Source organism: Ramlibacter sp., assembly GCF_036676645.1.
GTDB lineage: Bacteria > Pseudomonadota > Gammaproteobacteria > Burkholderiales > Burkholderiaceae_C > Ramlibacter.
In genome coordinates this window covers 93,211-117,738 of record NZ_JAKFCM010000013.1, presented here as the reverse complement: position 1 = coordinate 117,738, position 24,528 = coordinate 93,211, and the positions used below count along the sequence as shown (strand labels likewise).

At 69.7% G+C, this 24,528-nt stretch carries 24 protein-coding genes; 14 read left to right on the top strand and 10 right to left on the bottom strand.

What is annotated here, in order from left to right; all coding sequences use genetic code 11:
* The coding region (glgP, locus tag V6M57_RS02025) for an alpha-glucan family phosphorylase (RefSeq protein WP_332813312.1) at positions 1–1,578 on the bottom strand (1,578 nt) is incomplete at its 3' end.
* A gap of 157 nt (positions 1,579–1,735) precedes the next feature.
* Here glgP and paaA point away from each other — a divergent pair.
* From paaA to paaZ, 7 genes are all read left to right on the top strand, one after another.
* Positions 1,736–2,746 (top strand): 1,2-phenylacetyl-CoA epoxidase subunit PaaA, encoded by a 1,011-nt coding sequence (gene paaA, locus V6M57_RS02020; protein WP_332813311.1) that lies wholly within the window; start codon positions 1,736–1,738, stop codon positions 2,744–2,746.
* Positions 2,743–3,036, top strand: coding sequence for a 1,2-phenylacetyl-CoA epoxidase subunit PaaB (gene paaB / locus V6M57_RS02015; protein WP_332813310.1), 294 nt, complete (start codon positions 2,743–2,745; stop codon positions 3,034–3,036). The genes paaA and paaB overlap by 4 nt, the downstream gene beginning before the upstream one ends.
* Positions 3,037–3,047: 11 nt before the next feature.
* The gene (paaC, locus tag V6M57_RS02010) at positions 3,048–3,821 is read left to right on the top strand and encodes a 1,2-phenylacetyl-CoA epoxidase subunit PaaC (RefSeq protein ID WP_332813309.1); all 774 of its coding nucleotides are present in this window, start codon (positions 3,048–3,050) and stop codon (positions 3,819–3,821) included.
* Positions 3,818–4,330, top strand: a complete 513-nt coding sequence (gene paaD / locus V6M57_RS02005) for a 1,2-phenylacetyl-CoA epoxidase subunit PaaD (RefSeq protein WP_332813308.1) — start codon at positions 3,818–3,820, stop codon at positions 4,328–4,330. Before paaC ends, paaD begins: the two co-directional genes overlap by 4 nt.
* Before the next feature lie 266 nt (positions 4,331–4,596).
* Entirely contained in the window at positions 4,597–5,685 is a 1,089-nt protein-coding gene (gene paaE / locus V6M57_RS02000; protein ID WP_332813307.1) for a 1,2-phenylacetyl-CoA epoxidase subunit PaaE, read from the top strand.
* Positions 5,686–5,691: 6 nt separating this feature from the next.
* A complete protein-coding gene (locus V6M57_RS01995; protein ID WP_332813306.1) occupies positions 5,692–6,330 on the top strand; it encodes a TetR/AcrR family transcriptional regulator in 639 nt (212 codons plus the stop codon).
* Entirely contained in the window at positions 6,327–8,375 is a 2,049-nt protein-coding gene (paaZ, locus tag V6M57_RS01990) for a phenylacetic acid degradation bifunctional protein PaaZ (RefSeq protein WP_332813305.1), read from the top strand. Before V6M57_RS01995 ends, paaZ begins: the two co-directional genes overlap by 4 nt.
* Positions 8,376–8,387: 12 nt before the next feature.
* Here the strand turns inward: paaZ and V6M57_RS01985 are convergent, their stop codons facing one another.
* A complete protein-coding gene (locus V6M57_RS01985; RefSeq protein WP_332813304.1) occupies positions 8,388–8,756 on the bottom strand; it encodes a hypothetical protein in 369 nt (122 codons plus the stop codon).
* Between the two features lie 198 nt (positions 8,757–8,954).
* Here V6M57_RS01985 and V6M57_RS01980 point away from each other — a divergent pair, with 198 nt between their 5' ends.
* Both V6M57_RS01980 and V6M57_RS01975 read left to right on the top strand, forming a co-directional pair.
* Positions 8,955–9,674, top strand: coding sequence for a PAS domain S-box protein (locus tag V6M57_RS01980; protein WP_332813303.1), 720 nt, complete (start codon positions 8,955–8,957; stop codon positions 9,672–9,674).
* A gap of 58 nt (positions 9,675–9,732) precedes the next feature.
* Positions 9,733–10,776, top strand: coding sequence for an RNA methyltransferase (locus V6M57_RS01975; RefSeq protein WP_332813302.1), 1,044 nt, complete (start codon positions 9,733–9,735; stop codon positions 10,774–10,776).
* Here V6M57_RS01975 and V6M57_RS01970 read toward each other — a convergent pair.
* The 8 genes from V6M57_RS01970 to V6M57_RS01935 all read right to left on the bottom strand — a co-directional run bounded on the left by V6M57_RS01970 (position 10,737) and on the right by V6M57_RS01935 (position 17,269).
* Entirely contained in the window at positions 10,737–10,925 is a 189-nt protein-coding gene (locus tag V6M57_RS01970) for a hypothetical protein (RefSeq protein ID WP_332813301.1), read from the bottom strand. The genes V6M57_RS01975 and V6M57_RS01970 overlap by 40 nt on opposite strands.
* Before the next feature lie 85 nt (positions 10,926–11,010).
* Positions 11,011–11,925, bottom strand: coding sequence for a LysR family transcriptional regulator (locus V6M57_RS01965; RefSeq protein WP_332813300.1), 915 nt, complete (start codon positions 11,923–11,925; stop codon positions 11,011–11,013).
* 154 nt (positions 11,926–12,079) lie between these two features.
* Positions 12,080–12,523 (bottom strand): hemerythrin domain-containing protein, encoded by a 444-nt coding sequence (locus V6M57_RS01960; RefSeq protein WP_332813299.1) that lies wholly within the window; start codon positions 12,521–12,523, stop codon positions 12,080–12,082.
* Between the two features lie 28 nt (positions 12,524–12,551).
* Complete coding sequence (gene fdxA / locus V6M57_RS01955) at positions 12,552–12,878, bottom strand: ferredoxin FdxA (RefSeq protein WP_332813298.1); 327 nt, start codon at positions 12,876–12,878, stop codon at positions 12,552–12,554.
* A gap of 43 nt (positions 12,879–12,921) precedes the next feature.
* A complete protein-coding gene (locus V6M57_RS01950) occupies positions 12,922–13,896 on the bottom strand; it encodes an acyl-CoA dehydratase activase (protein WP_332813297.1) in 975 nt (324 codons plus the stop codon).
* A 10-nt stretch (positions 13,897–13,906) separates the two neighbouring features.
* Complete coding sequence (locus V6M57_RS01945; RefSeq protein ID WP_332813296.1) at positions 13,907–14,722, bottom strand: acyl-CoA dehydratase activase; 816 nt, start codon at positions 14,720–14,722, stop codon at positions 13,907–13,909.
* On the bottom strand, positions 14,719–16,077 hold the full coding sequence (locus tag V6M57_RS01940) for a 2-hydroxyacyl-CoA dehydratase subunit D (protein WP_332813295.1): 1,359 nt from the start codon (positions 16,075–16,077) through the stop codon (positions 14,719–14,721). The genes V6M57_RS01945 and V6M57_RS01940 overlap by 4 nt, the downstream gene beginning before the upstream one ends.
* Positions 16,078–16,090: 13 nt before the next feature.
* On the bottom strand, positions 16,091–17,269 hold the full coding sequence (locus V6M57_RS01935) for a 2-hydroxyacyl-CoA dehydratase (protein ID WP_332813294.1): 1,179 nt from the start codon (positions 17,267–17,269) through the stop codon (positions 16,091–16,093).
* A 316-nt stretch (positions 17,270–17,585) separates the two neighbouring features.
* On the opposite strand from V6M57_RS01935, the gene V6M57_RS01930 reads away from it, so the two are divergent.
* The 5 genes from V6M57_RS01930 to V6M57_RS01910 are packed head-to-tail and all read left to right on the top strand — an operon-like array spanning position 17,586 to position 24,509.
* Positions 17,586–19,769, top strand: a complete 2,184-nt coding sequence (locus tag V6M57_RS01930) for an indolepyruvate ferredoxin oxidoreductase subunit alpha (protein WP_332813293.1) — start codon at positions 17,586–17,588, stop codon at positions 19,767–19,769.
* Entirely contained in the window at positions 19,766–21,229 is a 1,464-nt protein-coding gene (locus V6M57_RS01925) for an indolepyruvate oxidoreductase subunit beta family protein (protein WP_332813292.1), read from the top strand. The genes V6M57_RS01930 and V6M57_RS01925 overlap by 4 nt, the downstream gene beginning before the upstream one ends.
* A 43-nt stretch (positions 21,230–21,272) precedes the next feature.
* Positions 21,273–22,577, top strand: a complete 1,305-nt coding sequence (locus tag V6M57_RS01920) for an aromatic ring-hydroxylating dioxygenase subunit alpha (RefSeq protein WP_332813291.1) — start codon at positions 21,273–21,275, stop codon at positions 22,575–22,577.
* Positions 22,574–23,272, top strand: a complete 699-nt coding sequence (locus V6M57_RS01915) for an aromatic-ring-hydroxylating dioxygenase subunit beta (protein ID WP_332813290.1) — start codon at positions 22,574–22,576, stop codon at positions 23,270–23,272. Before V6M57_RS01920 ends, V6M57_RS01915 begins: the two co-directional genes overlap by 4 nt.
* 34 nt (positions 23,273–23,306) lie before the next feature.
* Entirely contained in the window at positions 23,307–24,509 is a 1,203-nt protein-coding gene (locus tag V6M57_RS01910) for an ABC transporter substrate-binding protein (RefSeq protein ID WP_332813289.1), read from the top strand.
* Positions 24,510–24,528 lie beyond the last annotated feature (19 nt).

The following is a 24,528-nucleotide window of genomic DNA, read 5'->3' as shown; positions in this document are numbered from 1 at the left end:
CTCGTAGAACAGCGGCAGCACCACGCGCTCGAGCTTGTCGTACAGCGACGCCGAGTCGAGTTCGTCGTCGTGCGGGCCGTCCTCGCCGATGGCCCAGCCGGTGATGCCTTCCTCGCAGCCCTCCAGCCACCAGCCGTCCAGGACGCTCAGGCTGGGCACGCCGTTGAGCGCCGCCTTCATGCCGCTGGTGCCCGAGGCCTCCAGCGGCCGCTGCGGCGTGTTCAGCCACAGGTCGACGCCGCTGACCAGCAGTCTCGCCGAATCGACGTCGTAGTTGGGCACGAACACGACCGGGATGTCCTCGCCGAGTTCACGGGCCCACTGGTGCAGGCGGGCGATGTGGCGCTTGCCCAGCTCGTCGCGTGGGTGCGCCTTGCCGGCCAGCGCGATCTGCAGCGGGTACCGGCCGGCGATGCGGCGCAGCCGGGCGAGGTCGCTGAACAGGAGTGACGGCCGCTTGTAGTCGGTCATGCGCCGCGCGAAGCCGATGGTGAAACGCTGCGGATCCAGCGTGCGGCCGCCGGCCCGCTGCAGCAGGCCGAGCAGCGCGTGCCTGGCTTCGCGGTGCGCCGCCATCAGCTCGCCGGCCGGGATGCGGTCGGCGTGCAACAGCAGTTCGGGCTCGTGGCACCAGTGCGGCACGTGCTGGTCGTACAGGCGCCGGTGCGCGTCGGAAGCCCAGGTCCAGGGGTGCACGCCGTTGGTGATCGCGTGCACCGTGTAGCCGGGGAACATGGTGCGCGACACCTCCGCATGGCGCTGGGCCACGCCGTTGACCCAGCCGGACAGGCGCAGCGCCAGGTGAGTCAGGTTCAGGGACTCCTCGCCGGCCAGCTCCGCCACGTCGAGCTCGTCCAGCAGGGGTCCGATGCAGTCGATCGCCAGCGGGTAGTCGAACTCGTCGTGGCCGGCCGGCACCGGGGTGTGTGTGGTGAACACGCAGTGGTCTTGCACCGCGGCGATGGCCTCTTCGCGCGATTCGCCGGCCGCCAGCCGCTCGCGCAACAGTTCCAGTGTCAGCAGCGCGGCGTGTCCTTCGTTGAGGTGATATTTCTGCACCTGCTGGCCCAGGGCCGCCAGCAGGCGCACGCCGCCGATGCCCAGGACCATCTCCTGGCACAGGCGGTAGGTGGCGTCGCCGCCGTAGAGGAACGCTGTCAGCCGGCGATCGTCCGGGTGGTTCTCCGGCAGGTCGGTGTCCAGCAGCAGCACCGGGACGGCATGCGAGCTCTCGCAGCGGCTCTCCACCCTGTGCTGCCAGCCGCCGACCCAGACTTCGCGCCCGCGGATGGCGATCGGCACCTTGGCGGGCAGGCGGATGGCGAAACGCGAGGGATCCCAGGTGGCGTCGTCCTCGACCTGCCGGCCCGCTTCGATGCGCTGGCGGAAGTAACCCTGCCGGCTCAGCAGGGTGACGCCCACCATGGGCAGCGCCAGGTCGGCAGCGCTTCGCATCACGTCGCCGGCCAGCACGCCCAGGCCGCCGCTGTAGGTGCCCATGCCGGGATCCAGGGCCATTTCCATGGAGAAGTAGGCGACGCGCGGCAGCAGCTGTTCGGGTTCGGAGGTGGTCTTCACGCGGCCACGTTAGCACGCACTGAAACTCAGCCGTTCTGCGCCGCAGCTCGACGCAAGGCGGATTCCGCCATCCGCCGGGCCTCTTGCATCCCGGGCGACCCTCCTCTATTATCGACCGACCGGTCGGGTAAAACCTGCCATAAGTCAAGGAGAGCGCATGTACACGCAGGCGATGGACACCATGGGCAAGGACGAAGCGGCGCTCAAGGCCGTTCGTTCGGCCGAGGAGGTGCGGCTGCAGGCGCGGTTCGACGAACGGATCGATGCCGGCGAATTCATCGAAGGCAAGGACTGGATGCCCGAGCACTATCGCAAGACGCTGGTGCGGCAGATCAGCCAGCACGCCCACTCGGAGATCGTCGGCATGCTGCCCGAGGGCAACTGGATCACGCGCGCGCCCACGCTCAAGCGCAAGGCGATCCTGCTGGCCAAGGTGCAGGACGAGGGCGGCCATGGCCTGTACCTCTATTCGGCGGCGGAGACGCTGGGCACCTCGCGCGACCAGATGCTGGAGGCGCTGCACAGCGGCAAGGCCAAGTACAGCTCGATCTTCAACTATCCGACGCTGACCTGGGCCGACGTCGGCGTGATCGGCTGGCTGGTGGACGGCGCGGCGATCATGAACCAGGTGCCGATCTGCCGATGCTCCTACGGGCCCTATGCACGCGCCATGATCCGCATCTGCCGCGAGGAGAGCTTCCACCAGCGCCAGGGCTTCGAGAGCCTGCTGACCATGATGGAAAAGGGCACGCCGGCACAGAAGGAGATGGTGCAGGACGCCGTGGACCGCTGGTGGTGGCCGTCGATCATGATGTTCGGCCCGCCCGACGACCAGTCGCCCAATACGGCGCAGTCCATGCGCTGGGGCATCAAGCGGGTATCCAACGACGAGCTGCGCCAGCGCTTCATCGATGCCACCGCCGAGCAGGCCAAGGTGCTGGGCGTGACGCTGCCGGACCCCGAGCTGAAGTGGAACGAGGAGCGCCAGCACTACGACTTCGGGCCGATCGACTGGGACGAGTTCTGGAACGTGGTGGGCGGCAACGGCCCCTGCAACAAGGACCGGCTGGCCGCGCGCGTGAAGGCCTGGGACGAGGGCGCCTGGGTGCGCGAAGCGGCGCTCGCCTACGCGGCCAAGCAGGACCAACCGATCAAGGAGGCAGCATGAGCGACGCGAAACAGGAGTGGCCCCTCTGGGAAGTCTTCGTGCGCAGCAAGTCCGGCCTGGACCACAAGCATTGCGGCAGCCTGCACGCGGCCGACGCGAAGATGGCGATCCAGATGGCGCGCGACGTCTACACGCGCCGGCAGGAGGGCACCAGCGTGTGGGTGGTGCGCTCCGACCAGATCGTGGCCAGCGATCCCGGCGACAAGGACATGTTCTTCGACCCGATGGAGGACAAGGTGTACCGGCACCCGACCTTCTACAAGTTGCCCTCGTCCGTCGATCACATGTGAGCACAGGGCCCATGCAAGCTTCGATCGCGATCAAGCACGACCCGGCCGTCCAGTACCTGCTGCGCATCGGCGACACCGCGCTGGTGCTGGCGCAACGCCTGGGCGAATGGACCGGCCATGCGCCGGTGCTGGAAGAGGACATCGCCCTGACCAACATGGCGCTGGACCTGGTCGGCCAGGCGCGCGCGGTGCTCACGCGCGCCGGCGAGCTGGAAGGGCAGGGCTTCGACGAGGACCAGCTCGCCTTCCTGCGCGAGGAGCGCGACTTCCGCAACGTGACCCTGGTGGAGCTGCCGCGCGGCGACTTCGCCGTCACGGTGCTGCGCAATGCCATGGTGGCCACCTTCCTCCGGCTGCTGTGGGCGCGGCTGCAGCAGTCGGGCGACGCCGAACTGGCGGCGATCGCCGGCAAGGCGGTGAAGGAGGCGCGCTACCACCAGCAGCACTCGGCCGACTGGGTGGTGCGGCTGGGCCAGGGCACGGACGAATCGCGCCGCCGCATGGAAGCGGCGATCGACCGGCTCTGGCGCTACGCCCCCGAGCTGTTCGCCGCCGACACGGTCGACGAGCACGCGTCGCGCACGGGACTCGGGCCATCGTGGTCCGAGCTGGAGGAGCCGTGGGAAGCCGAGATGGGTGCCATCCTCTCGGAAGCCGGGCTGCAGGCACCGAAGCCGAGCCCTTTCCTGTCCACCGGCAAGCGCGGCGTGCACAGCGAGCACATGGGCTACATCCTGGCCGAGATGCAGCACCTGCAGCGCGCCTACCCGGGCGGCACGTGGTGAACCCCGTGGCCGCCGATCGCGTCGCGCGCGCCTGGCAGGTGCTGGGCACCGTGCTGGACCCGGAGGTGCCGGCCTTGTCCGTGCGCGATTTGGGCATCGTGCGCGAAGTGATCGACCACGGCGCCGAACTCGAGGTGGTGCTCACGCCCACCTACTCGGGCTGCCCCGCCACCGAGGTGATCGAGCAGAGCGTGCTGGACGCGTTGCGCGCCGAAGGCCTGGGCCCGGCACGCGCCACGCTGCGCCGCGCACCCGCCTGGACCACCGACTGGATCAGCGAGGAGGGCAAGCGCAAGCTGAACGACTACGGCATCGCGCCGCCGGGCCCTGCGGCGCCCGACGCCGGCGTGCCGATCCGCATCTTCGGGCGCAAGGCCGACGCCGTCGCCTGCCCGCGCTGCGGCAGCGCCCGCACCGAGCGCCTGTCGGCGTTCGGCTCCACCGCCTGCAAGGCGCTGTACCGCTGCCTCTCGTGCCGCGAGCCTTTCGAGCACTTCAAGCCGATATGAGCCACGCATCCAGTCGTTCCGGACGGCTCCTGGGGCCCATGTCATCCCGGGTCCCCCCATGTTATCCCGGGTCCCCCCATGTCATCCCGGGCCCCTCCCATGTCATCCCGGGCCCCTCCCATGTCATCCCGGGCCCCTCCCATGTCATCCCGGCGAAAGCCGGGATCCATCTCCCGCACCCGAATTGCGCCCTGGAGATGGATTGCGGGTCAAGCCCGCAATGACAAGGTATGTGCCACCGCAATGACAAGGACAACCGTACTCCGATGACCTCGCCGCTGTTCCACCCGCTCACCGTCCGCTCCATCACCCCCGACACCGCCGAGGCCGTGGTCGTCTCCTTCGAGGTGCCGGAAGAGCTGCGCCCGGTGTTCGGCTTCACCCAGGGCCAGTACCTCACGCTGCGCAAGAAGATCGACGGCCAGGACCTGCGGCGCTCCTATTCGATCTGCGCGGGCGTGGACGACGGCGAGCTGCGCGTGGGCGTGCGCAAGGTCCGCGGCGGGGCCTTCTCCAACTGGATCAACGAGCAGCTGCGGCCCGGCGACACCGTCAGCGTGATGGCGCCGCAGGGCCGCTTCTTCGTGCCGATCGAGCCGCAGGCGCAGCGCCATCACCTGGGCATCGCCGGCGGCAGCGGCATCACGCCGATCCTGTCGATCATGAAGACGGTGCTGGCGCGCGAGCCGGCCAGCCGCTTCACGCTGGTCTACGGCAACCGCAGCCTGAAGTCCACGATGTTCAAGGAGGAGATCGAGGACCTGAAGGACCGGTACATGACGCGCCTGGTGCTGCACCACGTGTTCTCCGACGAGCACACCGATGCACCCATCAACAGCGGGCTGATGAACCGCGACAAGATCGGCGAGTTCCTGGGCGGGCTGGTGCCGGCCGGCTCGGTCGACCATGCGTACGTCTGCGGACCCTTCCAGATGAACGACGAGGCCGAGGCCGCGCTGCTGGCGGCGGGCGTGCCCGAGGACCGCATCCACATCGAGCGCTTCGGCATCCCGCAGCCGGCGGCCGGCGAAGTCGGCGCCGTGGTGCACGAGGCGCAGCCGGGCGACGCCGAACAGGCCCGGGTGGTCATCATCCGCGACGGCCTGCGACGCGAGATCACCTTCACCAAGGACCAGCCCAGCATCCTCGACGCCGCTTCGGCCGCCGGGATGGAAGTGCCGTATTCCTGCACCTCCGGCGTCTGCGGCACCTGCCGCGCCCGGCTGGTCGAGGGCCAGGTGCGCATGGAGCGCAACTTCGCGCTGGACAAGAAGGAGGTGGCGGCCGGCTTCATCCTCACCTGCCAGGCGCACCCGACCACCGAGCGGGTGGTGATCTCCTTCGACGAGCGCTGAGCGCCCATGGGACGCGGGCGCCACGCCGGCTACGACGACCAGCGCGAGGCCATCCTGGCCGGCGCCGCGCGGCTGTTCGCCAGCCAGGGCTACTGGGCCACGTCCATGAACCAGGTGGCGGAGGCCTGCGGGCTGTCCAAGGCCACCCTGTACCACTATTACCGCGACAAGTACGCGCTGCTGTTCTCCATCGCCGATTCGCACGTGCTGCGACTGCAGCGCATCGTCGGCGAGGCCGCCGAGCGCGAGGCCGGCCCGCGCGAGCGCCTGCACCTGCTGATCCGCCGCTTCGTGCAGGAGTACGCCGAGGCGCAGGACGCGCACTGGGTGCTGACCAGCGAGGTGCGCTTCCTGGAGCCGGCCGATCGCCGGCGCGTGCTGGATCGCGAGCGGGCGGTCGTGGCCGCGTTCGCCAAGGTGATCGCCGGCATCCGCCCCGACCTGGATGAAGCGACCCTCGCCAAGCCGCTGACCATGCTGCTGTTCGGCATGGTCAACTGGATGTTCACCTGGATGAAGGCCGACGGAAAGCTGGACCACGAGGCGATGGCGCCGATCGTGACGGACCTGTTCCTCGGCGGACTGCAGGCGGTGCGGGCGCCGCAAGGCGATAAGCTCGCCGACGACAAGGAGACCCTGACATGACCACCCCCATCCTCCAGAGCTACATCGCCGGCCGCTGGGTCGGTGGCGAAGCGGCGCAGCTGCTGCGCAGCGCCGTCAACGGCCAGCCGGTGGCCAGCACGCACGCCGAGCAGCTCGACTTCGCCGAAGCGGTGCAGCACGCGCGCAAGGTCGGCGTGCCCCGGCTGCTCGAGCTCGACTTCCAGCAGCGGGCCGAGCGGCTCAAGGCCATGGCCAAGCTACTGGGCGAGCGCAAGGAGGAGCTCTATGCGGTGTCGGCCCACACCGGCGCCACCCGCACCGACAGCTGGATCGACATCGAGGGCGGCAGCGGCACGCTGTTCGCGTATGCCGGCGTCGGCGCCAACGAGCTGCCCTCGGGCAACCTGCTGCACGAGGGTCCGGCGATTGCGCTGGGCAAGAAGGGCGGCTTCGCCGGCACCCACATCCTGGTGCCGCGCGGCGGGGTCGCGGTGCACATCAACGCGTTCAACTTCCCGGTGTGGGGCCTGCTGGAAAAGTTCGCGCCCAGCTTCCTGGCCGGCGTGCCCTGCATCGCCAAGCCCGCCACCGCCACCAGCTACCTCACCGAGAAGGCGGTGCGGCTGCTGGTCGAATCCGGCCTGCTGCCCGAGGGCAGCCTGCAACTGGTGATCGGCTCCACCGGCGACCTGCTGGATCGCCTGGACGGCGCCGACGTGGTCACCTTCACCGGCTCGGCCGACACCGCCGCCAAGCTGCGCGTGCAGCCGAATTTGGTGCGCCACTCGATCCCGTTCAATGCCGAGGCCGATTCGCTCAACATGGCGGTGCTGGCGCCGGACGTGACGCCCGACGACGAGGAGTTCGACCTGTTCGTCAAGGAGGTGGCGCGCGAGATGACCGTGAAGGCCGGCCAGAAGTGCACCGCCATCCGCCGCGCCATCGTGCCCGCGAAGTACGTGGACGAGGTGGCGAAGCGGCTGAAGGCGCGGCTGGCGAAGGTGGTGGTGGGCGACCCGGCGCTCGAGGACGTGCGCATGGGCGCGCTGGCCTCGCAGGACCAGCGCACCGACGTCGCCGGGCGCGTGCAGGCCCTGATGAAGAAGGCCGAGCTGGTGTTCGGCGAGCGCGACGGCTTCGCGCCCAGGGGCGAGGGCGTGGCCGAAGGCGCGTTCTTCGCGCCCACGCTGCTGCTGGCGAAGAACCCGATGGCAGACGATGCCGTGCACGACATCGAGGCTTTCGGGCCGGTCAGCACCCTGATGGCGTACGAGGACATCGACCAGGCGCTGCAGCTCGCCGCCAAGGGCAAGGGCAGTCTGGTCGGCACGCTGGTGACCCGGGATCCGGCCACGGCCGCCCGCTTCGTGCCGGCCGCCGCGGCCACGCACGGCCGCCTCCTGGTGCTGGACCGCGAGGCCGCGGCCGAATCGACCGGCCATGGCTCGCCGCTGCCGCTGCTCAAGCACGGCGGGCCGGGCCGCGCCGGCGGCGGCGAGGAGCTGGGCGGCCTGCGCGCCGTCAAGCACTACCTGCAGCGGGCGGCCGTGCAGGGCTCGCCCACCATGCTGAGCGCGGTGACCGGCGAGCACGTGCGCGGCGCCAAGGTGCGCGAGAGCGAGCTGCACCCGTTCCGCCGCCACTTCGAGGACCTGCAGGTCGGCGACTCGCTGCTGACGCACCGCCGCACCGTGAGCGAGGCCGACATCGTCGCCTTCGGCGGCCTGTCGGGCGACTACTTCTACATGCACTTCGACGAGATCGCGGCCAAGGAGAGCCCGTTCGGCCAGCGCATCGCGCACGGCTACTTCGTGCTGTCGGCGGCCGCCGGCCTGTTCGTCTGGCCCTCGCCCGGGCCGGTGCTGGCCAACTACGGCCTGGACACGCTGCGCTTCGTCAAGCCGGTCGGCATCGGCGACACCATCCAGGCGCGGCTGACGGCCAAGCGCAAGATCGACAAGCGCAAGAAGGACGCGAAGGGCGTGGGACAGGGCGTGGTGGCCTGGGACGTGGAGGTCACCAACCAGCACGGCGAGCTGGTGGCCAGCTACGACATCCTGACGCTGGTGGCCAAGCGGGGATAGGCGGGGCTGCGTTCAGCGCCTGGCGAAGACGCTGTCGTAGCCGTCGACGAAGAACGGCTCTCCGGGCTGCAACCGCCAGAACCCGTTGGCATTCATCCGGGCGGTGAACAGCAAGGCGGCGTATTCGCCAGGGAGGTCGACTTCGCGGTACAACTCGCCGGCCTCGTTCAGCAGCCCCACCGTGAAGACGCGGCACCAGCTGCTTCCGGATCCGGGCAGGTCCTGGACCAGGGCAAGGACCTGGTCATCATCGCGCCGCCTCGGGCGGGAATCGATCAGCCGGCTCCTCGACAGCGCGGCCATGCCGCGCAGGGAGGCGTCCTGGGCCTCGCCCAGGTGTCCCCGGCCCGCGTCCGGGGCATCCTTTGTCGTCGTCAGCATGGTGTCTAGTAGAGTCCGCAACGGCAATGCGGGCGGATACTACGCACCCCCGGCGGCAGGTGCCTGAGCAAACCTGAGCGCGTCGCCGGCGAGCCAATTGAATCTTCTCGAGCTGGAAGCAGGTGCAGCATGAGTTCGACCTTCCCACACGCGGCTGCGGATGCAGGTCCAGCAGCCCGGGCGACGCCCTCTGTATCCATGGACGCCGATTCGGGCACCGGCCCCCGTCCGACCGAGCCCCAGCACCTGACGGACTTGCTGCTGGACGCGATCTGCGTGGTCGATCCCGACGGACGCTTCCTCGCGATCCGCGGCGCCTGCGAGGCCATCTTCGGCTACCGGCCGGAGGAGATGATCGGCAAGCCGATGATCCACTTCGTGTACGAACCGGACCGGCCCCGGACCCTGCAGGCCGTCGCTCGCATCATGGACGGCTATCTTCAGCGCCACTTCGAGAACCGCTATGTGCGCAAGGACGGCCGCCTCGTGCACATCATGTGGTCCGCGCGCTGGGTTCCGCAGGATGGCGTCCGCATCGCGGTAGCCCGCGACGTGACCGGGCGCAGGGACTCCGCGAACAGGGCCGAGACCCTGGAGGCAGCGGACGCTGCACCCCGGTGGAAGCTGTGCGGCTCGCCGCCCCGGCTGATGCCGCCCGCCCTGTCCGCGGTGCCCTTGTCCGCCCAGGACCATGTCGTGCTGCTGGCACTCGGCAAAGGGGGCGGCTCCGTGGTGAGCCGGCGCGCCATCGTTGCGGCGCTCGGCGAAGACTACCTGCAGTACGACCAGCGCCGGCTGGACAGCCAGATGCGACGGCTTCGCCGCAAGGTGGAGCAGGCCTGTGGCCTGAAGCTGCCCGTGGCAACCGTGCGCGGCGTCGGCTACCGGTTCTTCGAGTCCATCGAGATCTCGGACTAGCAGGATCGTCGCTGCCGCGGCGGGTTCCCAGGGCCGGGAAGAACGCTAAGCTGGGCGCATGACGTCCCTCATCCTGTTGCGTGAGCGCCTGCGTGCTGCCGGCGCCGGCCCGACGCACGAGCGGCGGGTGCTGCGCCTGTGGTCGCACGCGCTGCCGCAGGACAGCGGCCCGCGCGCGATCGGGAGCTTCCTGCCGAAATCGCTGATCGAGGCGCTGCCGGCGATCACGGCCGGATTCGCCTCGTTGGCGCAGCTGGTGTCCCGCCACCCGGCGGAAGACGGCTCCGAGCGCCTGCTGGTGCGCTTGCCGGACGGCCAGACCTGCGAGAGCGTGCTGCTGCCGCGCGGCGGCCTGTGCGTGTCCACCCAGGTCGGCTGCGCGGTCGGCTGCCGCTTCTGCATGACCGGCCGCGAAGGCCTGCTGCGCCAGATCGGCAGCGCCGAGATCGTGGCGCAGGTCGCGCTGGCGCGCTCGCTGCGGCCGGTGCGCAAGGTGGTGTTCATGGGCATGGGCGAGCCGGCGCACAACCTGGCCAGCGTGATGGACGCGATCGAATTCCTCGGAACGGTCGGCAACATCGGCCACAAGGAGCTGGTGTTCTCCACGGTCGGCGACGAGCGGGTGTTCGAGCGGCTGCCGCGCGGTCCGGTGAAGCCGGCACTGGCCCTGTCGCTGCACACCACCCGGGCCGACCTGCGCGCCGAGCTGCTGCCGCGCGCGCCGCGCATCGCGCCGGACGAACTGGTGGCGGCGAGCGACCGCTACGCGCGCGAATCGGGCTATCCGCTGCAGGTGCAGTGGACGCTGCTGGAGGGCATCAACGATACCGACGAGGAAGTCGAGGGCCTGGTGCGGCTGCTGCACGGCCGGCACGCGGTGCTGAACCTGATCCCCTACAACACGGTGCCCGACCTGCCATACCGGCGGCCGTCATGGGAGCAGGCGGCCGAGCTGGCACGGCGGCTGCACCGCAGCGGCGTGCTCACCAAGCTGCGCCGCTCCGCGGGGCAGGACGTGGAGGGTGGGTGCGGCCAATTGCGGGCACGTGCCGTGCGGCAGCCTCACTTGGGCCGCTCGCCCGAATCGCGCGTCTTGCCATAGCTGTCGCTGGTCCCGGCTTCCTTGTCCTTGATGTCGCCGCCGGCGGGCGGCTGCTTGCGAACGTCCTCGCTGCCCCTGGGCAGGTCGCTGGCGACTTCGGGCAGGTGGGTGTCGCCGGTGAGCTTGGTGTTGTCCTTGGCGTCGGGCATGGCCGTGCTCCTGTGTGTGCGGACCATGGTGCGACCGGTGCTCCGCAAGGGCTGTAGGAACGCGCCCCCTCCGGAGCGTCGACGCTCACGGGCGGGCGGGACGCTCGAACAACTCGTGCAGGAGTTCCCGCAGCCACTGCTGGGCCGGATCGCGTGCCGTGCTGGCGTGCCACACCAGCCGCACCTCGTAGTGCGGCGCGAACGGCAGCTGCCAGGTGCGCACGCCGCGCAGGCTGGCCGCGTACATGGCGGGCACGATCGCCAGCAGGTCGGACCCGGTCACCAGCTCGGGCAGGGCGCCGAAGTGGCGGGCGCGCAGCACGATCCGCTCGGCCAGCTTCAGCTTGACCAGCATCTCCTCCACGCTGCTGTGGAAGGTGGCCATCGGCGACGCCACGGCCAGGGCCGCGCCGGCCAGCTGGGCCTGGGTGAGCGATGGCCCCCGGCGCCCGGACGGCGGCTTCCAGCCGGGCGCGGTGATCGCCACGTACTGCTCGCGGAACAGCGGCTCGGCGTGCACGCCGCGGTGGGGCGGCTGCAGGATGCCGATCGCGCAGTCGATCTCCCGCGCCTCCAGCGCCGCCGCCACGGCCGGCGCCGCCACCGAGATGTTGGACACCCGGGTGCCGGGCGCCCGCTGGCGCAGCGCGGCCGTCAGTTGCGGCAGGAACAGCATCTCGCCCAGGTCGGACAGCGACAGCCGCCAGGTGGCGCGGCTGCCCAGCGGGTCGAAGGCCTCGACGCCGGTGACCAGCGCTTCCAGCGACGCCAGGTGGGCGAGCACGGCCGGCGCCACCTGCTCGCACAGGCGGGTGCGGTGCAAGCCGGTGGCCGAGCGCACGAACAGCTCGTCGCCGAAGTACTGCCGCAGACGCGCCAGCGCGTTGCTGGTGGCCGACTGCGACAGCGACAAGGTCTTGCCGGCGGCAGTGACCGAGCCGGTGCGGTGGATGGCGGCCAGCACCCGCAGCAGGTTGAGGTCGAGCTGGCGGAAATTCACGCTTCAGTTCACGGGGGATGTCGCCATCGGTTCGATGAATGTACGACATCCCTGCCATCCGCCCGCCAAATGTGAAGCGGGCGGCCGCGCGCTGGGCTGCGCAGCTTCCCGGCCCGCCGGACGCGGCAGCGTCCCGGGTGCGCCCCGGCGACCCTCAGAGGGCCATTGCCTTCACGTCCGACAACAGCGCCGGCCCATCGGCGCCCAGGGCCTCGTCCAGCATCGGATACATCATCTGCTCCTCCTTCTGGTTGTGCGGAACGAGGATGTCGAGCAGCGCCCGGGACGCATGCCCGTAGGCCGGGCCGTCGTGGCCGCTCACCGCCGCCTCGAGCTGCGCCAGGATCGGCTGCATCTGCTCGTGCTCCTCGCGCATCTGCGCGCTCGGGCCGCCCGCTGCCATGCCCGTGCGCTGCTCGAACGCCGGGAACAGCACGTCCTCCTCCACTTCGATGTGGCGGCGCAGCCGCCGCAGGAACTCCGACCCTTCGCGCTCGAGCGTGGCCCAGTCCCGTGCCACGGCGGCAGCGACGGCACGCTCGGCAATGCCGTCGATGAGCTCGTGGTCCCGCTGCATGTAGATGCCGATCGTTTCCATGCTGGTCCTTGTCCGCAATGCGCGCGCCTCAGGGGCGCTGCAGGTGGTTGAACTTCTCGCGCACACCGGCCCACTGCGCCGCATCGGGCAGGGGCGGGCGCTTCTTCGTGATGCTCGGCCAGTCCCTGGAGAGCTCGGCATTGAGTGCCAGGAATTCGCGCTGGCCGGCCGGCACGTCCGTGTCCGCGTAGATGGCCTCGACGGGGCATTCGGCCACGCAGGCATCGCAGTCGACGCACAGGTCGGGGTTGATGACGAGGAAGTTGGGGCCCTCGTGGAAGGCGTCGGCGGGACACACCTCGACGCAGTCGGTGTGCTTGCAGTTGATGCAGGCTTCGGTGACGACGTAGGTCATCGCTCAGCTCCAGTTCTCGTGCCGTGGACGAATGGTCCGCCGCTCAGGCGGGGGCCTGCTCCGGCCGGGCCGGTGCCGTCTTGACCACCACGACCGGGCATTCGCCGGTGCTGCAAGGCTCGAAGCGCTTGCGCGTGGCGGCCATCGCCGACCAGCGGCGGACCGGCTTGGTCCCCTCGACCAGGCCCTGCTGCGCCGCCGTGGGCGGGATCGGCTTGCTCTCGGCCAGCAGCTTCTCCACCCGGCGCAGGCCCAGGAAGGCGGCGCCGTACGCCCCGTTGAGCTGGCCCAGCCCATTCGGTGCGACGTGGAACTGCTCGCCCAGCGCGCTCTCCAGCGCCTTCACCATCGCCTCGTTGCGGGTCATGCCGCCGGTCAGCATGTAGCCCGGCTCCAGGCCGACGCGGCGCATCAGCTGGATCGCACGCCCGCCCAGCGAGACCATCGCGCCCATCATGATGTCCTCGGCGGGAATGCCGTTGGACAGGTGGTTGATCACCTCCGATTCGGCGAACACCGCGCACACGCTGCTGATGGGTTTAGGGGAGGCCGACCGCAGCGCATAGGGGCCGATGTCCTCGGTGGTGAGGCCCAGGTAGCGGGCGGTCTTCTCCAGGAAGGCCCCGGTGCCGGCCGCGCACTTGTCGTTCAGGCGGAACGCCTTCACGCGCCCCTCGCCGTCGACCTTGATCGCCTTGATGTCCTGCCCGCCGATGTCCAGGATGGTGCGCGTGTCCGGGAACAGGTGCACCGCCGCCTGGGCGTGGGCCGTCAGTTCGGTGATCTGGGCATGGCGGAACGGCACGGTGTAGCGGCCGTAGCCGGTCGCCCCGACGTAGACCACGTCCGCGCGCTGCAGCTGGCAGTTCTTCAGCAGGTCTTCGAAGACCGCCTCGGACGCCTGCGCCAGCTTGAAGCCGGTGCGCCGCACCGCGGTGCCCACGACCTCGCGGTCGCCGTCGAGCGCGATCGCCTTGGTGTAGGTGGAGCCGATGTCCAGTCCGACAACGTAGATCATGTCCGTCCTCCTAGGCCAGGGCCGCTTCGGCCGGCGCGGCCGCGTTGGAAAGGGCGTGTTCGCGGGCGAAGAGCGCCGCGCCGAGCGCCCCGCAGAAATGGGCGTCGGGGCTGACATTGATCGTCATGCCGACCGCCTCCTCGATGAGCTGGACCATGGCGACGTTGCGGCTGACGCCGCCGGTGAAGGTGACCTCGGAGTGGATGCCCACCCGGCGCGCGAGCGACACGCAGCGGCTGGTGATCGCCTGGTGCACGCCCATGAGCACGTCCTCCGGCAGGATGCCCTTGGACAGGTGGCTGATGATCTCGGACTCGGCGAACACCGTGCAGGTGGTCGTGATGCGCACCGGGTTGCGCGACTGCTGCGCCAGCGGCCCCAGGTCGGACAGGGACATCTCCAGCGCGTACGAGGCCGCGCCGAGGAAGCGGCCGGTGCCCGCCGCGCACTTGTCGTTCATCGTGAAGTCGGCCACCTGGCCGTCGGGCTTGACCGCAATGGCCTTGGTGTCCTGCCCGCCGATGTCGATCACCGTGCGCGTGCCGGGGAACAGCGCCACCGCGCCGCGCGCGTGGCAGCTGATCTCGGTCACCTGCTCGTGGCCGAACGACACGTTGTAGCGGCCGTAGCCGGTGCTGGCGATGCGTTCCACCTGGGCCTCGGCCAGCCCGGCGTCCGCCAGTGCCGCGCGGAACGCCTCCTGGGCGATGGTCATCATGCTGGTTTCCATGTCGAGCAGGGCCCGGCCGACGAGCTTGCCGTCCTCGTCCAGGACCACCGCCTTGGTCTGCGTCGAGCCGACGTCGACGCCGCCGAAGTACCTCATGCCTTGCCTCCGATCGTGGGGGTGGCCGCGTGCCGGCCGGTGCTGGGAGCCGCGCCGCCGCGCTGGTGCAGCGACTCGAAGAAAGCGTCGACGCGGTTCTTGATCTGTGCGTCGGACCAGTAGCGCGGGTCGATCAGGTCCGATTCGATGTACAGGCTGGGCATGTTCAGGCGCTGGTTCAGGTAGTTGCGCGTGTCGGCCATGCCCGAAGAGACGAAGCGGCAGCTCTTGATGCCGTGGAAGACGATGCCGTCGACGTCGTACTCCTTGATCTGCTGGGCCAGCCGCTCGTGCGCGAAGAACTGGTTGGAGAGGCCGCGCTGGGCGGCCAGCGCCGTGATCTCGGCCAGGCTCTCCAGCGGGCGCGAGGTGTCGTACACCATCTCGCCGGCATCCATGCCGCCCGCCGCGAAGGTGAGGTAGTCGGAATAGGCGAACACGCCGCCCCAGCTCTCGAACAGCTCGACCAGCCGGCGCATGGAGACGTAGCACGGCGTGCCGGAGAACAGCAGGCGGAAGCGCTCTTCGGCCACGCGGCCCTCGCCGCGCGCCACCTTGGCGCGCAGTTGCTCCTCCAGGCGTCGCATGTACTCCACGCCCTCCTCGGTGCCCCGGTAGACGTTCATGATGCCGATGTAGGTCAGCCCGTCGAGCATCGCGTTGTACGGCGCGGGGCAGGCGCGGTTGAGCGCCATCACGTTGTTCCAGTGGTGGACCATGCGGTTCACCCGGTCCTGCACCTGCGCCAGGCGATCGAAGTCGAAGCGCCGGCCGGTGATGTCCTCGCAGCGCGCGATCAGGTGGCGGAACTGCGCCTCCACCCACTGCGAGTCGGCCATGTGCTGGGCATCGCCGCGGCGCACCTGCCAGTTCGGGCCGCGCTGGCCGGGCAGGTCCAGCGTGAAGGTGGGCATCTTGAGCATGCGCTCCCAGATCTCGCCCCACTTGATGAAGGTGCTGCACATGTTCGAGGTGATGGCGATGTCCGCCTTCGGGATCTGGCCGGCCGGGTGCTGCTGCTCGCGCAGGATCAGCCCCACGTCGGCCTTGACGTAGGAGCACACGTCGGGCGAATAGCCGTAGTCCTCGGACTCGCGCAGGTACTCCTCCGACTTCTTGCGCACGCCCGTCTGCAGCGAGTTGATCTCCGGGAACACGAGCTGGAAGTCGAACGTGCGCAGGATTTCCACCGCGTTGCCCATCACGAAGACGTTGGCGACGTTCTGGCCGCGTGCCTTGGCCTGCTCGAGGTTGGCGTACCAGGCCTTCATCAGGCGCTGGCCTTCCTGGATCGGGTTGAATTCGGCTGCGCCAGCCGCGGGCGCCGGGGCCCGTTCGAGTGTTTCGATGTTCATGGGGTTGCTCCGGTCAGGCGGTTGCGAACAGCAGGGATTCGGCGAAGGTCTCGAGCTGCATCGCCATCTGCTCGAAGGAGGTCATCTTTTCCTCGAACTCGAGCACGAGGTATTGCACGCCGACCTCGTCGAGGTGCTTGGACCAGGCCACCTGTTCGTCCAGGCCGGGTTCGCAGAACTTGGCCGCGGTGACGATCGCCGCCTCGGCCTTGCTGCCGGCGATCATCTCCATCAGGTAGGCCTCCTTGCTCTTGCGCTCGTCATGCTGCACCGGGCTGGCGGCGCAGCGCTGGATGAAGCTCTCGGCCAGCGCCCAGATCGGGTCGCCCGTGCCCGGGACGTCGCTGGTGAGCCAGCGCAGGCCGATCAGCAGGTCGTCGTCGACCACGTAGCAGTTGTCGTCGATCGCCTCCAGCATCTCCAGCGGGGGCTGCTCGCAGAAGCCGCCGACGAACACCACGCGCGGCTTGTCCTGCGCCTGGCGGTTGCGGGCGCGGATGCCCACCAGCGCGCGCTCGAGCAGCTCGTTGTGCGCCTCGCAGGGGATGCGGGTGCGCGCGCGCAGCAGCAGGTAGGACTCGGTGCAGCTGAGCTTCCAGGGCTCGTCGCGCCGGATCGCGTACAGCTCGCGCAGCAGGGCCCGGTTGCGGTTGTAGGCGCGGATGCTGGCGGCCAGATTCGCGTCGGTGGCCTCCTGGCCCGACTTGCGCTCCAGCTCGCCGCGCAGGCGCTGGTATTCGGAGGCCACGTAGCGCACCGCGCCCGGCGTGTTCGGGTTCTGCGGCAGGTACAGGATCTGGGCCAGCTGCTCGGGAAAGTTGCGGCCCCAGATGCCGGCCAGGTGCTTGGCGGCGTCGCAGATCGGGTGGGTGATGAAGCCCTTCAGGCCCTGCAGCGAACCGTTGAGCCCCATCTCCGAGGTCGACCGGCAGATCGAGCAGATGAAGGAACCCATGTGGGCGTCGGCATGCTTGAGCTCGAGCTTGTTGCCGCCGCCCAGGATGTTGACGGGCAACAGGCCCGCGGCGTGGGCGATCTCCTCGGGGAAGTAGACCGGGAAGTGCCCGAGCGTGCCGGTGAACCCGGTCGGCAGGGCACCGTCGTCCGGCACGGGCGACTGCCTGAGGGTGTTGCAGTACTCGAGGATTTCGTCGAGCTCGGCTTCGGGGCCTTCGAACGGGGCTGTCTCCATCGGGTGCTCCTGTTTAAATACGCATTGCGGTACCAGAATACGCAAATTAGCGCGGTCCGCGCCGGCGGCATCTGATCTGGATCAAGGGTTTCGCACCCCGTGACGCTTCAGCCGGATCGGGTGCGCAGCCCGGCCGTTCCATGGATCCGGCGCGACGGCGCAGGGTCGGCCACCCGCAGCCTCGACGAAGTGAATTCCTTCGTATTCAGGGTTACGCCGGATCATTCATGGATTGGATACGGAACATCGACACAATCCATTCGCCAAATGTCAAACCGGTGCGTAGATTGATGCACTACCGCTGCCCCGGGAAGCCATGGCCGAACGTTCCTTTGCCGTTGAAGTCGAGAAGCTGCGCCTGGGCGCCGGCGAGGAGTTCCGCGGCGAGGGCATCCTGGCCGTGACCAAGGCGCTGCTGCAGTCCGGCGTCTCGTACGTGGCCGGCTACCAGGGCGCGCCGATCTCGCACCTGATGGACGTGCTGACGGATGCCAACGACATCCTGCGCGAACTGGGGATCCGCTTCGAGCACAGCGCGTCGGAAGCCACCGCCGCCGCGACGCTGGCCGCTTCCGTCAACTACCCGCTGCGCGGCGCGGTCACCTTCAAGTCCACCGTGGGCACCAATGTCGCCTCCGACGCGATCGCCAACCTGGCCTCGGGCGGCGTCACGGGCGGCGCGCTGATCATCGTGGGCGAGGACTACGGCGAGGGCTCCAGCATCATGCAGGAGCGCTCGCATGCCTTCGCGATGAAGTCGCAGGTCTGGCTGCTGGACCCGCGGCCCAACCTGCCGTCCATCGTGCAGGCGGTGGAGCAGGGCTTCGAGCTGTCGGAGGCCAGCCGCACCCCGGTGATGCTGGAGCTGCGCATCCGCGCCTGCCACGTGCACGGCCGCTTCGCCTGCAAGGACAACGTCCGGCCCGCCTTCACGCTCAAGGACGCCATCGAGCAGCCGCGCCGCGACGTCGGCCGCATCGCGCTGCCCCCCTCGACGTACCTGCACGAGCACGAGAAGGTGGAGCAGCGCTGGCCCGCGGCGGTGCGCTTCATCCAGGAGCGCGGGCTGAACGAGTTGTTCGCCGAAGACGAGCAGGATTTCGGCATCGTGCTGCAGGGGGGCCTGTACAACGGCGTGCTGCGCGCGCTGGAGCTGCTGGGCCTGGCCGATGCGTTCGGCCGGTCGCGCGTGCCGCTGTACGTGCTGAACGTCACCTACCCGCTGGTCGACGCGGAGTTCACCCGCTTCTGCGCCGGTAAGCGCGCCATCCTGCTGGTCGAGGAGGGCCAGCCCGACTTCATCGAGCAGGCCGTGCACGCCATCCTGCGCAAGGCCGATGTCCAGACGAAGGTGCACGGCAAGGACTTGCTGCCGATGGCCGGCGAGTACACCGGCGGCGTGCTGGTCAAGGGCATCGCCGCCTTCGTGCGCCAGTACGCGCCGGCGCTGCTGGAGGGCCGCGAACTGCCGGTAGCCGCCAGGCCGGCGCCGGTTCCGGCCCGCCTGGAAGGCAACCCCAAGGCCATCGCGATCCGCGAGGCCGAGGCGCAGGTGCATGGCCGGCCGCCCTCGTTCTGCACCGGCTGCCCCGAGCGGCCGATCTTCACGGCCATCAAGCTGGTCGAGCGCGAGCTGGGCACGCACCACGTCAGCTGCGACATCGGCTGCCACCTGTTCTCCATCCTGCCGCCGTTCAACATCGGCGCCACCACCATGGGCTACGGGCTGGGCTGGGCCGGCGCGTCGGCCTTCAACACGCCGGAGACGGGCAAGCGGGCGCTGGCCATCATGGGCGACGGCGGGTTCTGGCACAACGGGCTGACCAGCGGCGTCGGCAACGCGGTGTTCAACCGCAGCGACAACGTGCTGGTGGTGATCGACAACGGCTATTCGGCGGCCACCGGCGGGCAGGACCTGCTGTCCTCGAAGGCGCCCAACCCGATCCGCGCCACCAACCACCCGATCGAGAAGGCCGTGCGCGGTGTCGGCGTGGAGTGGGTGCGCACGATCGACCACACCTACGACCTGTCGAAGATGCGCGATGCCTTGCGCGACGCGCTGACCACGCCGGTGAAGGGCCCCAAGGTGATCGTCGCCTCGAGCGAGTGCATGCTGAACAAGCAGCGCCGGGTCAAGCCGCTGGCGCGCAAGGCGATCGCCCAGGGCCAGCGCGTGGTGCGCGAGCGCTTCGGCGTCGACCCGGACACCTGCACCGGCGACCACTCCTGCATCCGCCTGTCCGGGTGTCCCTCGCTGACCGTGCGCCCCAATCCCGATCCGCTGCGCCGCGATCCGGTGGCGGCGGTGATGGACAGCTGCGTGGGCTGCGGCCTGTGCGGCGAGGTGGCGCACGCCGCGGTGCTGTGCCCCTCGTTCTACCGGGCCGAGATCGTGAACAACCCGACGCGCTGGGACCGGTTCCGGCAGAAGGTATCGGCCGCCGTGATCGGCTTCCTCCAGGACCGCATCGAGCGGCGGCTGCAGGGGCTGGCGGCATGACGCCGCCGCGCGCGATCACCATCGCGCTGCTCGCCATGGGCGGCGAAGGCGGCGGCGTGCTGTCCGACTGGCTGGTGGACCTGGGCGAGGCCAACGGCCACTTCGCGCAGGCCACCTCGGTGCCGGGCGTCGCGCAGCGCACCGGCGCGACCGTGTACTACATCGAATTGTTCCCGCAGGCCGCGGTGACCCCCGGCGCGCAGCCGGTGCTGGCGCTGGCGCCCGTGCCCGGTGAACTGGACGTGGTGATCGCCTCCGAGCTGATGGAAGCCGGCCGGGCGCTGCAGCGCGGCCTGGTGACGCCCGGGCGCACCACCTTCATCGCCTCCACGCACCGCGTCTACTCGATGACCGAGCGGACCGCACTGGGCGACGGCCGGGTCGACAGCGACAAGCTGCTGGCGGGCGCCCGGGCCGCCGCGGCCCGCTTCGTCGCCGCCGACTTCGCGCAGCTGGCCGAGCAGGCCGGCGGGCCGATCTCGCCCGTGCTGTTCGGCGCCCTGGCCGCGTCCGGCGCACTCCCTTTCGCGCGCGAGCAGTTCGAGGAGGCGATCCGCCGCGGCGGTGTCGGCGTGAAGGCCAGCCTGGAGGCGTTCGCCGCCGGCTACCAGGCGGCGGCGGCGGGATCCGCGCCGGCGGCGCCCGCCGGCCCCGCCGTCGCGCTCGGTCCCCGGCTGGCCCGCCTGGGCGAGCGCATCGCGCAGCAGTTTCCGCCCGCCGCCCACGACACCCTGCGGCACGGCGTGCTGCGCCTGGCGGACTACCAGGACGAGGCCCATGCCGCCGACTATCTCGACCGCCTGCTGCCGCTGCGCGATGCCGGCGAAGTGCTGGTCGAGGCAGCGCGGCACCTGGCCTTGTGGATGAGCTACGAGGACGCGATCCGCGTGGCCGACCTGAAGACGCGCCGGACCCGCTTCCAGCGCGTGGCGGGGGAGGTGCGCCTGAATCCGGACCAGCTGCTCGCCATCAACGAATACATGCACCCGCGGGTGGAGGAGATCGCCGACATCCTGCCGGCCGGCCTGGGCCGCTGGCTGCTCGCCAGCCGGATGGCGCGCGCGGTCGTCGGCCGCTTCACGCGCCAGGGCAAGGTGGTGCGCACCAGCTCGCTGGGCGGCTTCCTGCAGCTGTATGCCATCGCGGCCCTGAGGCCGCTGCGGCGCCGCTCCTTGCGCTTCGCCGCGGAACAGCAGCGCATCGGCGAGTGGCTGGCGCAGGTGCAGCGCCTGGCTGCCACCCACCTCGCGGTTGCGCTGGAGGTGGTCCGGGCACAACGCCTGGTCAAGGGCTACGGCGACACCCACGAGCGCGGCTGGCGCAATTACCAGACGATCATGAACGCCGTGCCGTCCCTGGTGGATTCACCGGGCGCCGCGCAGCGACTGAGGGAACTGAGCGAGGCCGCCCTGGCCGACGACGACGGGCGGGCGCTGGCCGAGCGGATGGCTTTGATGTGAAACGCACCGGGCGACGACCGGGACCCACTTGGAAGGAGACCCCATGAACGTTCGAGAGCTTGTCCAACCCGATCGCGTGCACAAGCGCGTGTACACCGACCAGGCGATCTTCGACGAGGAGATGGAAAAGATCTGGGAGACCACCTGGGTCTATTGCGGCCACGAGTCGCAGGTCCCTTCGCCCGGCGACTACTACGCCGTCACGATCGGCCGCCAGCCCATGATCATGGTGCGGCAGGCCGGTGGCGAGGTGCAGGTGCTGTACAACCGCTGCCCGCACCGCGGCGTGCAGCTCGTCGGCAACCTGCGCGGCAACACCGGCAGTGCCTTCGTCTGCTCCTACCATGCGTGGAGCTTCCACCTCGACGGGAACGTGCGCGCCATTCCGCTGGCCCAGGGCTACGAGGGCACCCGCATGACCCGCGACAACCCGGATTGCGGCATGAAGCGGGCCGCCCGGGTGGACAGCTACCGCGGCTTCGTGTTCGCCAGCCTGGCCGCCGAAGGCCCCTCGCTGCTGGAGTTCCTCGGGGAGGCGCGGATCGGCTTCGACGACATGTGCGACCGCTCGCCGGTCGGCGAGGTCGAGGTGGTGCCGATCTGCCACCGGGTGGTGCAGCACTCGAACTGGAAGTTCTTCATGGAGAACCAGCTCGACGCGCTGCACCCGTCGGTGACCCACCAGTCCACGGGCATCGCCGCCGGCCGGGTCGAGCGACGGCTCAAGACCGAGCGCGGGTCGGCACCGCTGTACTACCACTACCTGTCGGCCTTCGCCTCCAGCTTCGACCAGTGGGATTCCGTGCAGACGATCAACTTCCCGCGCGGCCACGGCATCCTCAAGGCCTACATGGGCCTGCGCCCGCGCGATCCCGACACGCTGGAGCACGAGGCGATGCTGGTCAAGGCCTATGGCGCCGAGAAGGCCGAGGAGTACCTGTCGCGCAGCATCCACCACGTGCTGGTCTATCCCTACCTGTCCGTGCAGTCGCCGCTGCAGCAGCTGCGCTGCCTGCGCCCGATCGGCCCCGACAAGACCTTGTCGGAGATCTGGCACTTCCGGCTGAAGGGCGCGCCGGAGGCGATCTACCGCCGCAGCCTCTGGTACTACAACCTGGTCAACTCGCCGGCCACCATGATCAACGCCGACGACCTGGAGAACTGGACCAAGGGGCAGTGGGGCCTGCAGTCCAAGGGCGGCGACTGGGTCAGCTTCCACCGCTGGTTCGGCGACGACCGCGTCGAGGACGGCGTCACCTATTCCAACCACGGCACCTCGGAGGCCGTGATGCGCAACCAGTTCCAGGCCTGGAGCCAGTACCTGTCGCAGGAAGGAGGCGCAGCATGAACGGCAAGACGCCCGGCGGCGCCGCCGCCATCCCGAGCGCGGGCCCCGATTTCGAGCACCTGCTGGCGCAGGAAGTGGTGATCGAGGGCCGCGACGGCGAAGCCCGCACCGGCGCCCAGGCCGTGGAGCCGGACCACCGCCCGCGCGCTGCGACGGGCGGCCACGCACCCGCCACCCGGCTGCCGCCGCCCGGCATCCTGGCGCGCACCGACGCCGAGGCCCTGCTGCAGCGCGAGGTGGAGCAACTGCTGTACCGGCAGGCCGAGCTGCTGGACGGCAAGCACTGGCAGGACTGGATCGACCTGTTCGCCCCGGACGGCGTCTACTGGATGCCGGTCACGCCGGAGCAGACCGACTGGGAGGGCTCGCCCTCGATCTTCGCCGAGGACCGGCTGATGATGGAGATCCGCAAGGGGCGCGTCTCGCACCCCAACGCGTGGTCGCAGGTACCCATGTGGGAGACCAGCCATGTGGTGAGCCACGTCGTGCTGGAGTCCGCCGGACCCGACCAGGTCCAGGTGCGGTCGCGCTTCCACATGATGGAGCTGCGGCGCGACACCGTGCGCCACTTCGGCGGCCGCTACCAGCACACGCTGGTGCGCGGCGACGACGGCGCGCTGAAGATCCGGCTGCAACGCGTGGACCTGTTCAACAGCCAGGCATCGTTCGACTACGTCCTGCAAGTGTGGGTCTGAGGCGCCGGCCCGTCCCTTCAACGAGGAGCTCCGCATGAACACGCAACCATCCCGCCCCGTCTCCGCGTGGACCCGCACCCTGCTGGCGCTCGCGCTGGCCGGTGCCGCGGCCACGTCGATGGCCGCCGACAAGGTCAAGGTCGGCTTCGTCAGCACCCTGTCCGGCCCATCGTCGGCGCTGGGGACCGACATCCGAGACGCGTTCCAGCTGTTCGTCAAGCTCAATGGCGGCAAGCTCGGCGGCATGCCCGCCGAAGTGCTGGTCAGCGATGACCAGTTCAAGCCGGCCGTGGCGCGCCAGCTGTTCGAGCGCAACGTCAAGCGCGACCGCGTCGACTTCATGACCGGCGTGGTGTTCTCCAACATCATGCTCGCCGCGCTGCCCGAGGCGCTGGACAACAAGGTCACCTACATCAGCGCCAATGCGGCGCCCTCGTCGATGGCCGGCAAGGACTGCCACCCGTACTTCTTCGCGGTGTCCTGGCCCAACGACGCCTACCACGAGGCCGCCGGTGCCTTCGCCAACCAGCGCGGCCTCAAGAGCGTGTACCTGCTCGCGCCGAACTACCAGGCGGGCAAGGATTCGCTGGCCGGCTTCAAGCGCACCTTCAAGGGCCAGGTGGTCGGCGAGAACTACACCAAGCTGGGGCAGCTGGACTACGCCGCGGAACTGGCCGAGATCCGTGCCGCCAAGCCGCAGGTGCTGTACATCTTCCTGCCGGGTGGCATGGGCATCAACTTCATCAAGCAGTTCGTCGGCGCCGGGCTTGGGCAGCAGACCATGCTGCTGCTGCCCGGCTTCAGTGCCGACCAGGACGTGATCGGCCCGGTCGGCCAAGCCATGGCGGGCCTGTTCAACACCGCGCACTGGTCGCCCGACCTGGACAACCCGGCCAACAAGAAGTTCGTCGCCGAGTTCCGCAAGGAGTACAAGCGCACGCCGACGCTCTATGCGTCGCAGGGCTACGACGACGCGCAACTGATCGACGCGGCGGTGCGCAGCCTCAAGGGCAAGCTCGACGACAAGGAGGCGGTGCGGCGCGCGGTTCGCAACGCGAAGTTCGATTCGGTGCGTGGCGCCTTCCGCTTCAACGTCAACCAGTATCCGATCCAGAACTACTACGTGCGCACCATCGGCAGCGACGGCAACGGCGGCCTGGTCAACAAGTCGTTCAGCGAGCCCATCCTGCGCGACCACGGCGATGCCTACTCGCAACTGTGCACCATGGGCAAGTAGCGACCGGCGCGCTGCGGCC

Coding starts and splice junctions, on each gene's coding strand:
- paaA (WP_332813311.1), top strand. CDS start 1,736: ATGTACACGCAGGCGATGGACACCATGGGCAAGGACGAAGCGGCGCTC.
- paaB (WP_332813310.1), top strand. CDS start 2,743: ATGAGCGACGCGAAACAGGAGTGGCCCCTCTGGGAAGTCTTCGTGCGC.
- paaC (WP_332813309.1), top strand. CDS start 3,048: ATGCAAGCTTCGATCGCGATCAAGCACGACCCGGCCGTCCAGTACCTG.
- paaE (WP_332813307.1), top strand. CDS start 4,597: ATGACCTCGCCGCTGTTCCACCCGCTCACCGTCCGCTCCATCACCCCC.
- V6M57_RS01995 (WP_332813306.1), top strand. CDS start 5,692: ATGGGACGCGGGCGCCACGCCGGCTACGACGACCAGCGCGAGGCCATC.
- paaZ (WP_332813305.1), top strand. CDS start 6,327: ATGACCACCCCCATCCTCCAGAGCTACATCGCCGGCCGCTGGGTCGGT.
- V6M57_RS01985 (WP_332813304.1), bottom strand. CDS start 8,756: ATGCTGACGACGACAAAGGATGCCCCGGACGCGGGCCGGGGACACCTG.
- V6M57_RS01980 (WP_332813303.1), top strand. CDS start 8,955: ATGGACGCCGATTCGGGCACCGGCCCCCGTCCGACCGAGCCCCAGCAC.
- V6M57_RS01975 (WP_332813302.1), top strand. CDS start 9,733: ATGACGTCCCTCATCCTGTTGCGTGAGCGCCTGCGTGCTGCCGGCGCC.
- V6M57_RS01970 (WP_332813301.1), bottom strand. CDS start 10,925: ATGCCCGACGCCAAGGACAACACCAAGCTCACCGGCGACACCCACCTG.
- V6M57_RS01960 (WP_332813299.1), bottom strand. CDS start 12,523: ATGGAAACGATCGGCATCTACATGCAGCGGGACCACGAGCTCATCGAC.
- fdxA (WP_332813298.1), bottom strand. CDS start 12,878: ATGACCTACGTCGTCACCGAAGCCTGCATCAACTGCAAGCACACCGAC.
- V6M57_RS01950 (WP_332813297.1), bottom strand. CDS start 13,896: ATGATCTACGTTGTCGGACTGGACATCGGCTCCACCTACACCAAGGCG.
- V6M57_RS01945 (WP_332813296.1), bottom strand. CDS start 14,722: ATGAGGTACTTCGGCGGCGTCGACGTCGGCTCGACGCAGACCAAGGCG.
- V6M57_RS01940 (WP_332813295.1), bottom strand. CDS start 16,077: ATGAACATCGAAACACTCGAACGGGCCCCGGCGCCCGCGGCTGGCGCA.
- V6M57_RS01935 (WP_332813294.1), bottom strand. CDS start 17,269: ATGGAGACAGCCCCGTTCGAAGGCCCCGAAGCCGAGCTCGACGAAATC.
- V6M57_RS01930 (WP_332813293.1), top strand. CDS start 17,586: ATGGCCGAACGTTCCTTTGCCGTTGAAGTCGAGAAGCTGCGCCTGGGC.
- V6M57_RS01925 (WP_332813292.1), top strand. CDS start 19,766: ATGACGCCGCCGCGCGCGATCACCATCGCGCTGCTCGCCATGGGCGGC.
- V6M57_RS01920 (WP_332813291.1), top strand. CDS start 21,273: ATGAACGTTCGAGAGCTTGTCCAACCCGATCGCGTGCACAAGCGCGTG.
- V6M57_RS01915 (WP_332813290.1), top strand. CDS start 22,574: ATGAACGGCAAGACGCCCGGCGGCGCCGCCGCCATCCCGAGCGCGGGC.
- V6M57_RS01910 (WP_332813289.1), top strand. CDS start 23,307: ATGAACACGCAACCATCCCGCCCCGTCTCCGCGTGGACCCGCACCCTG.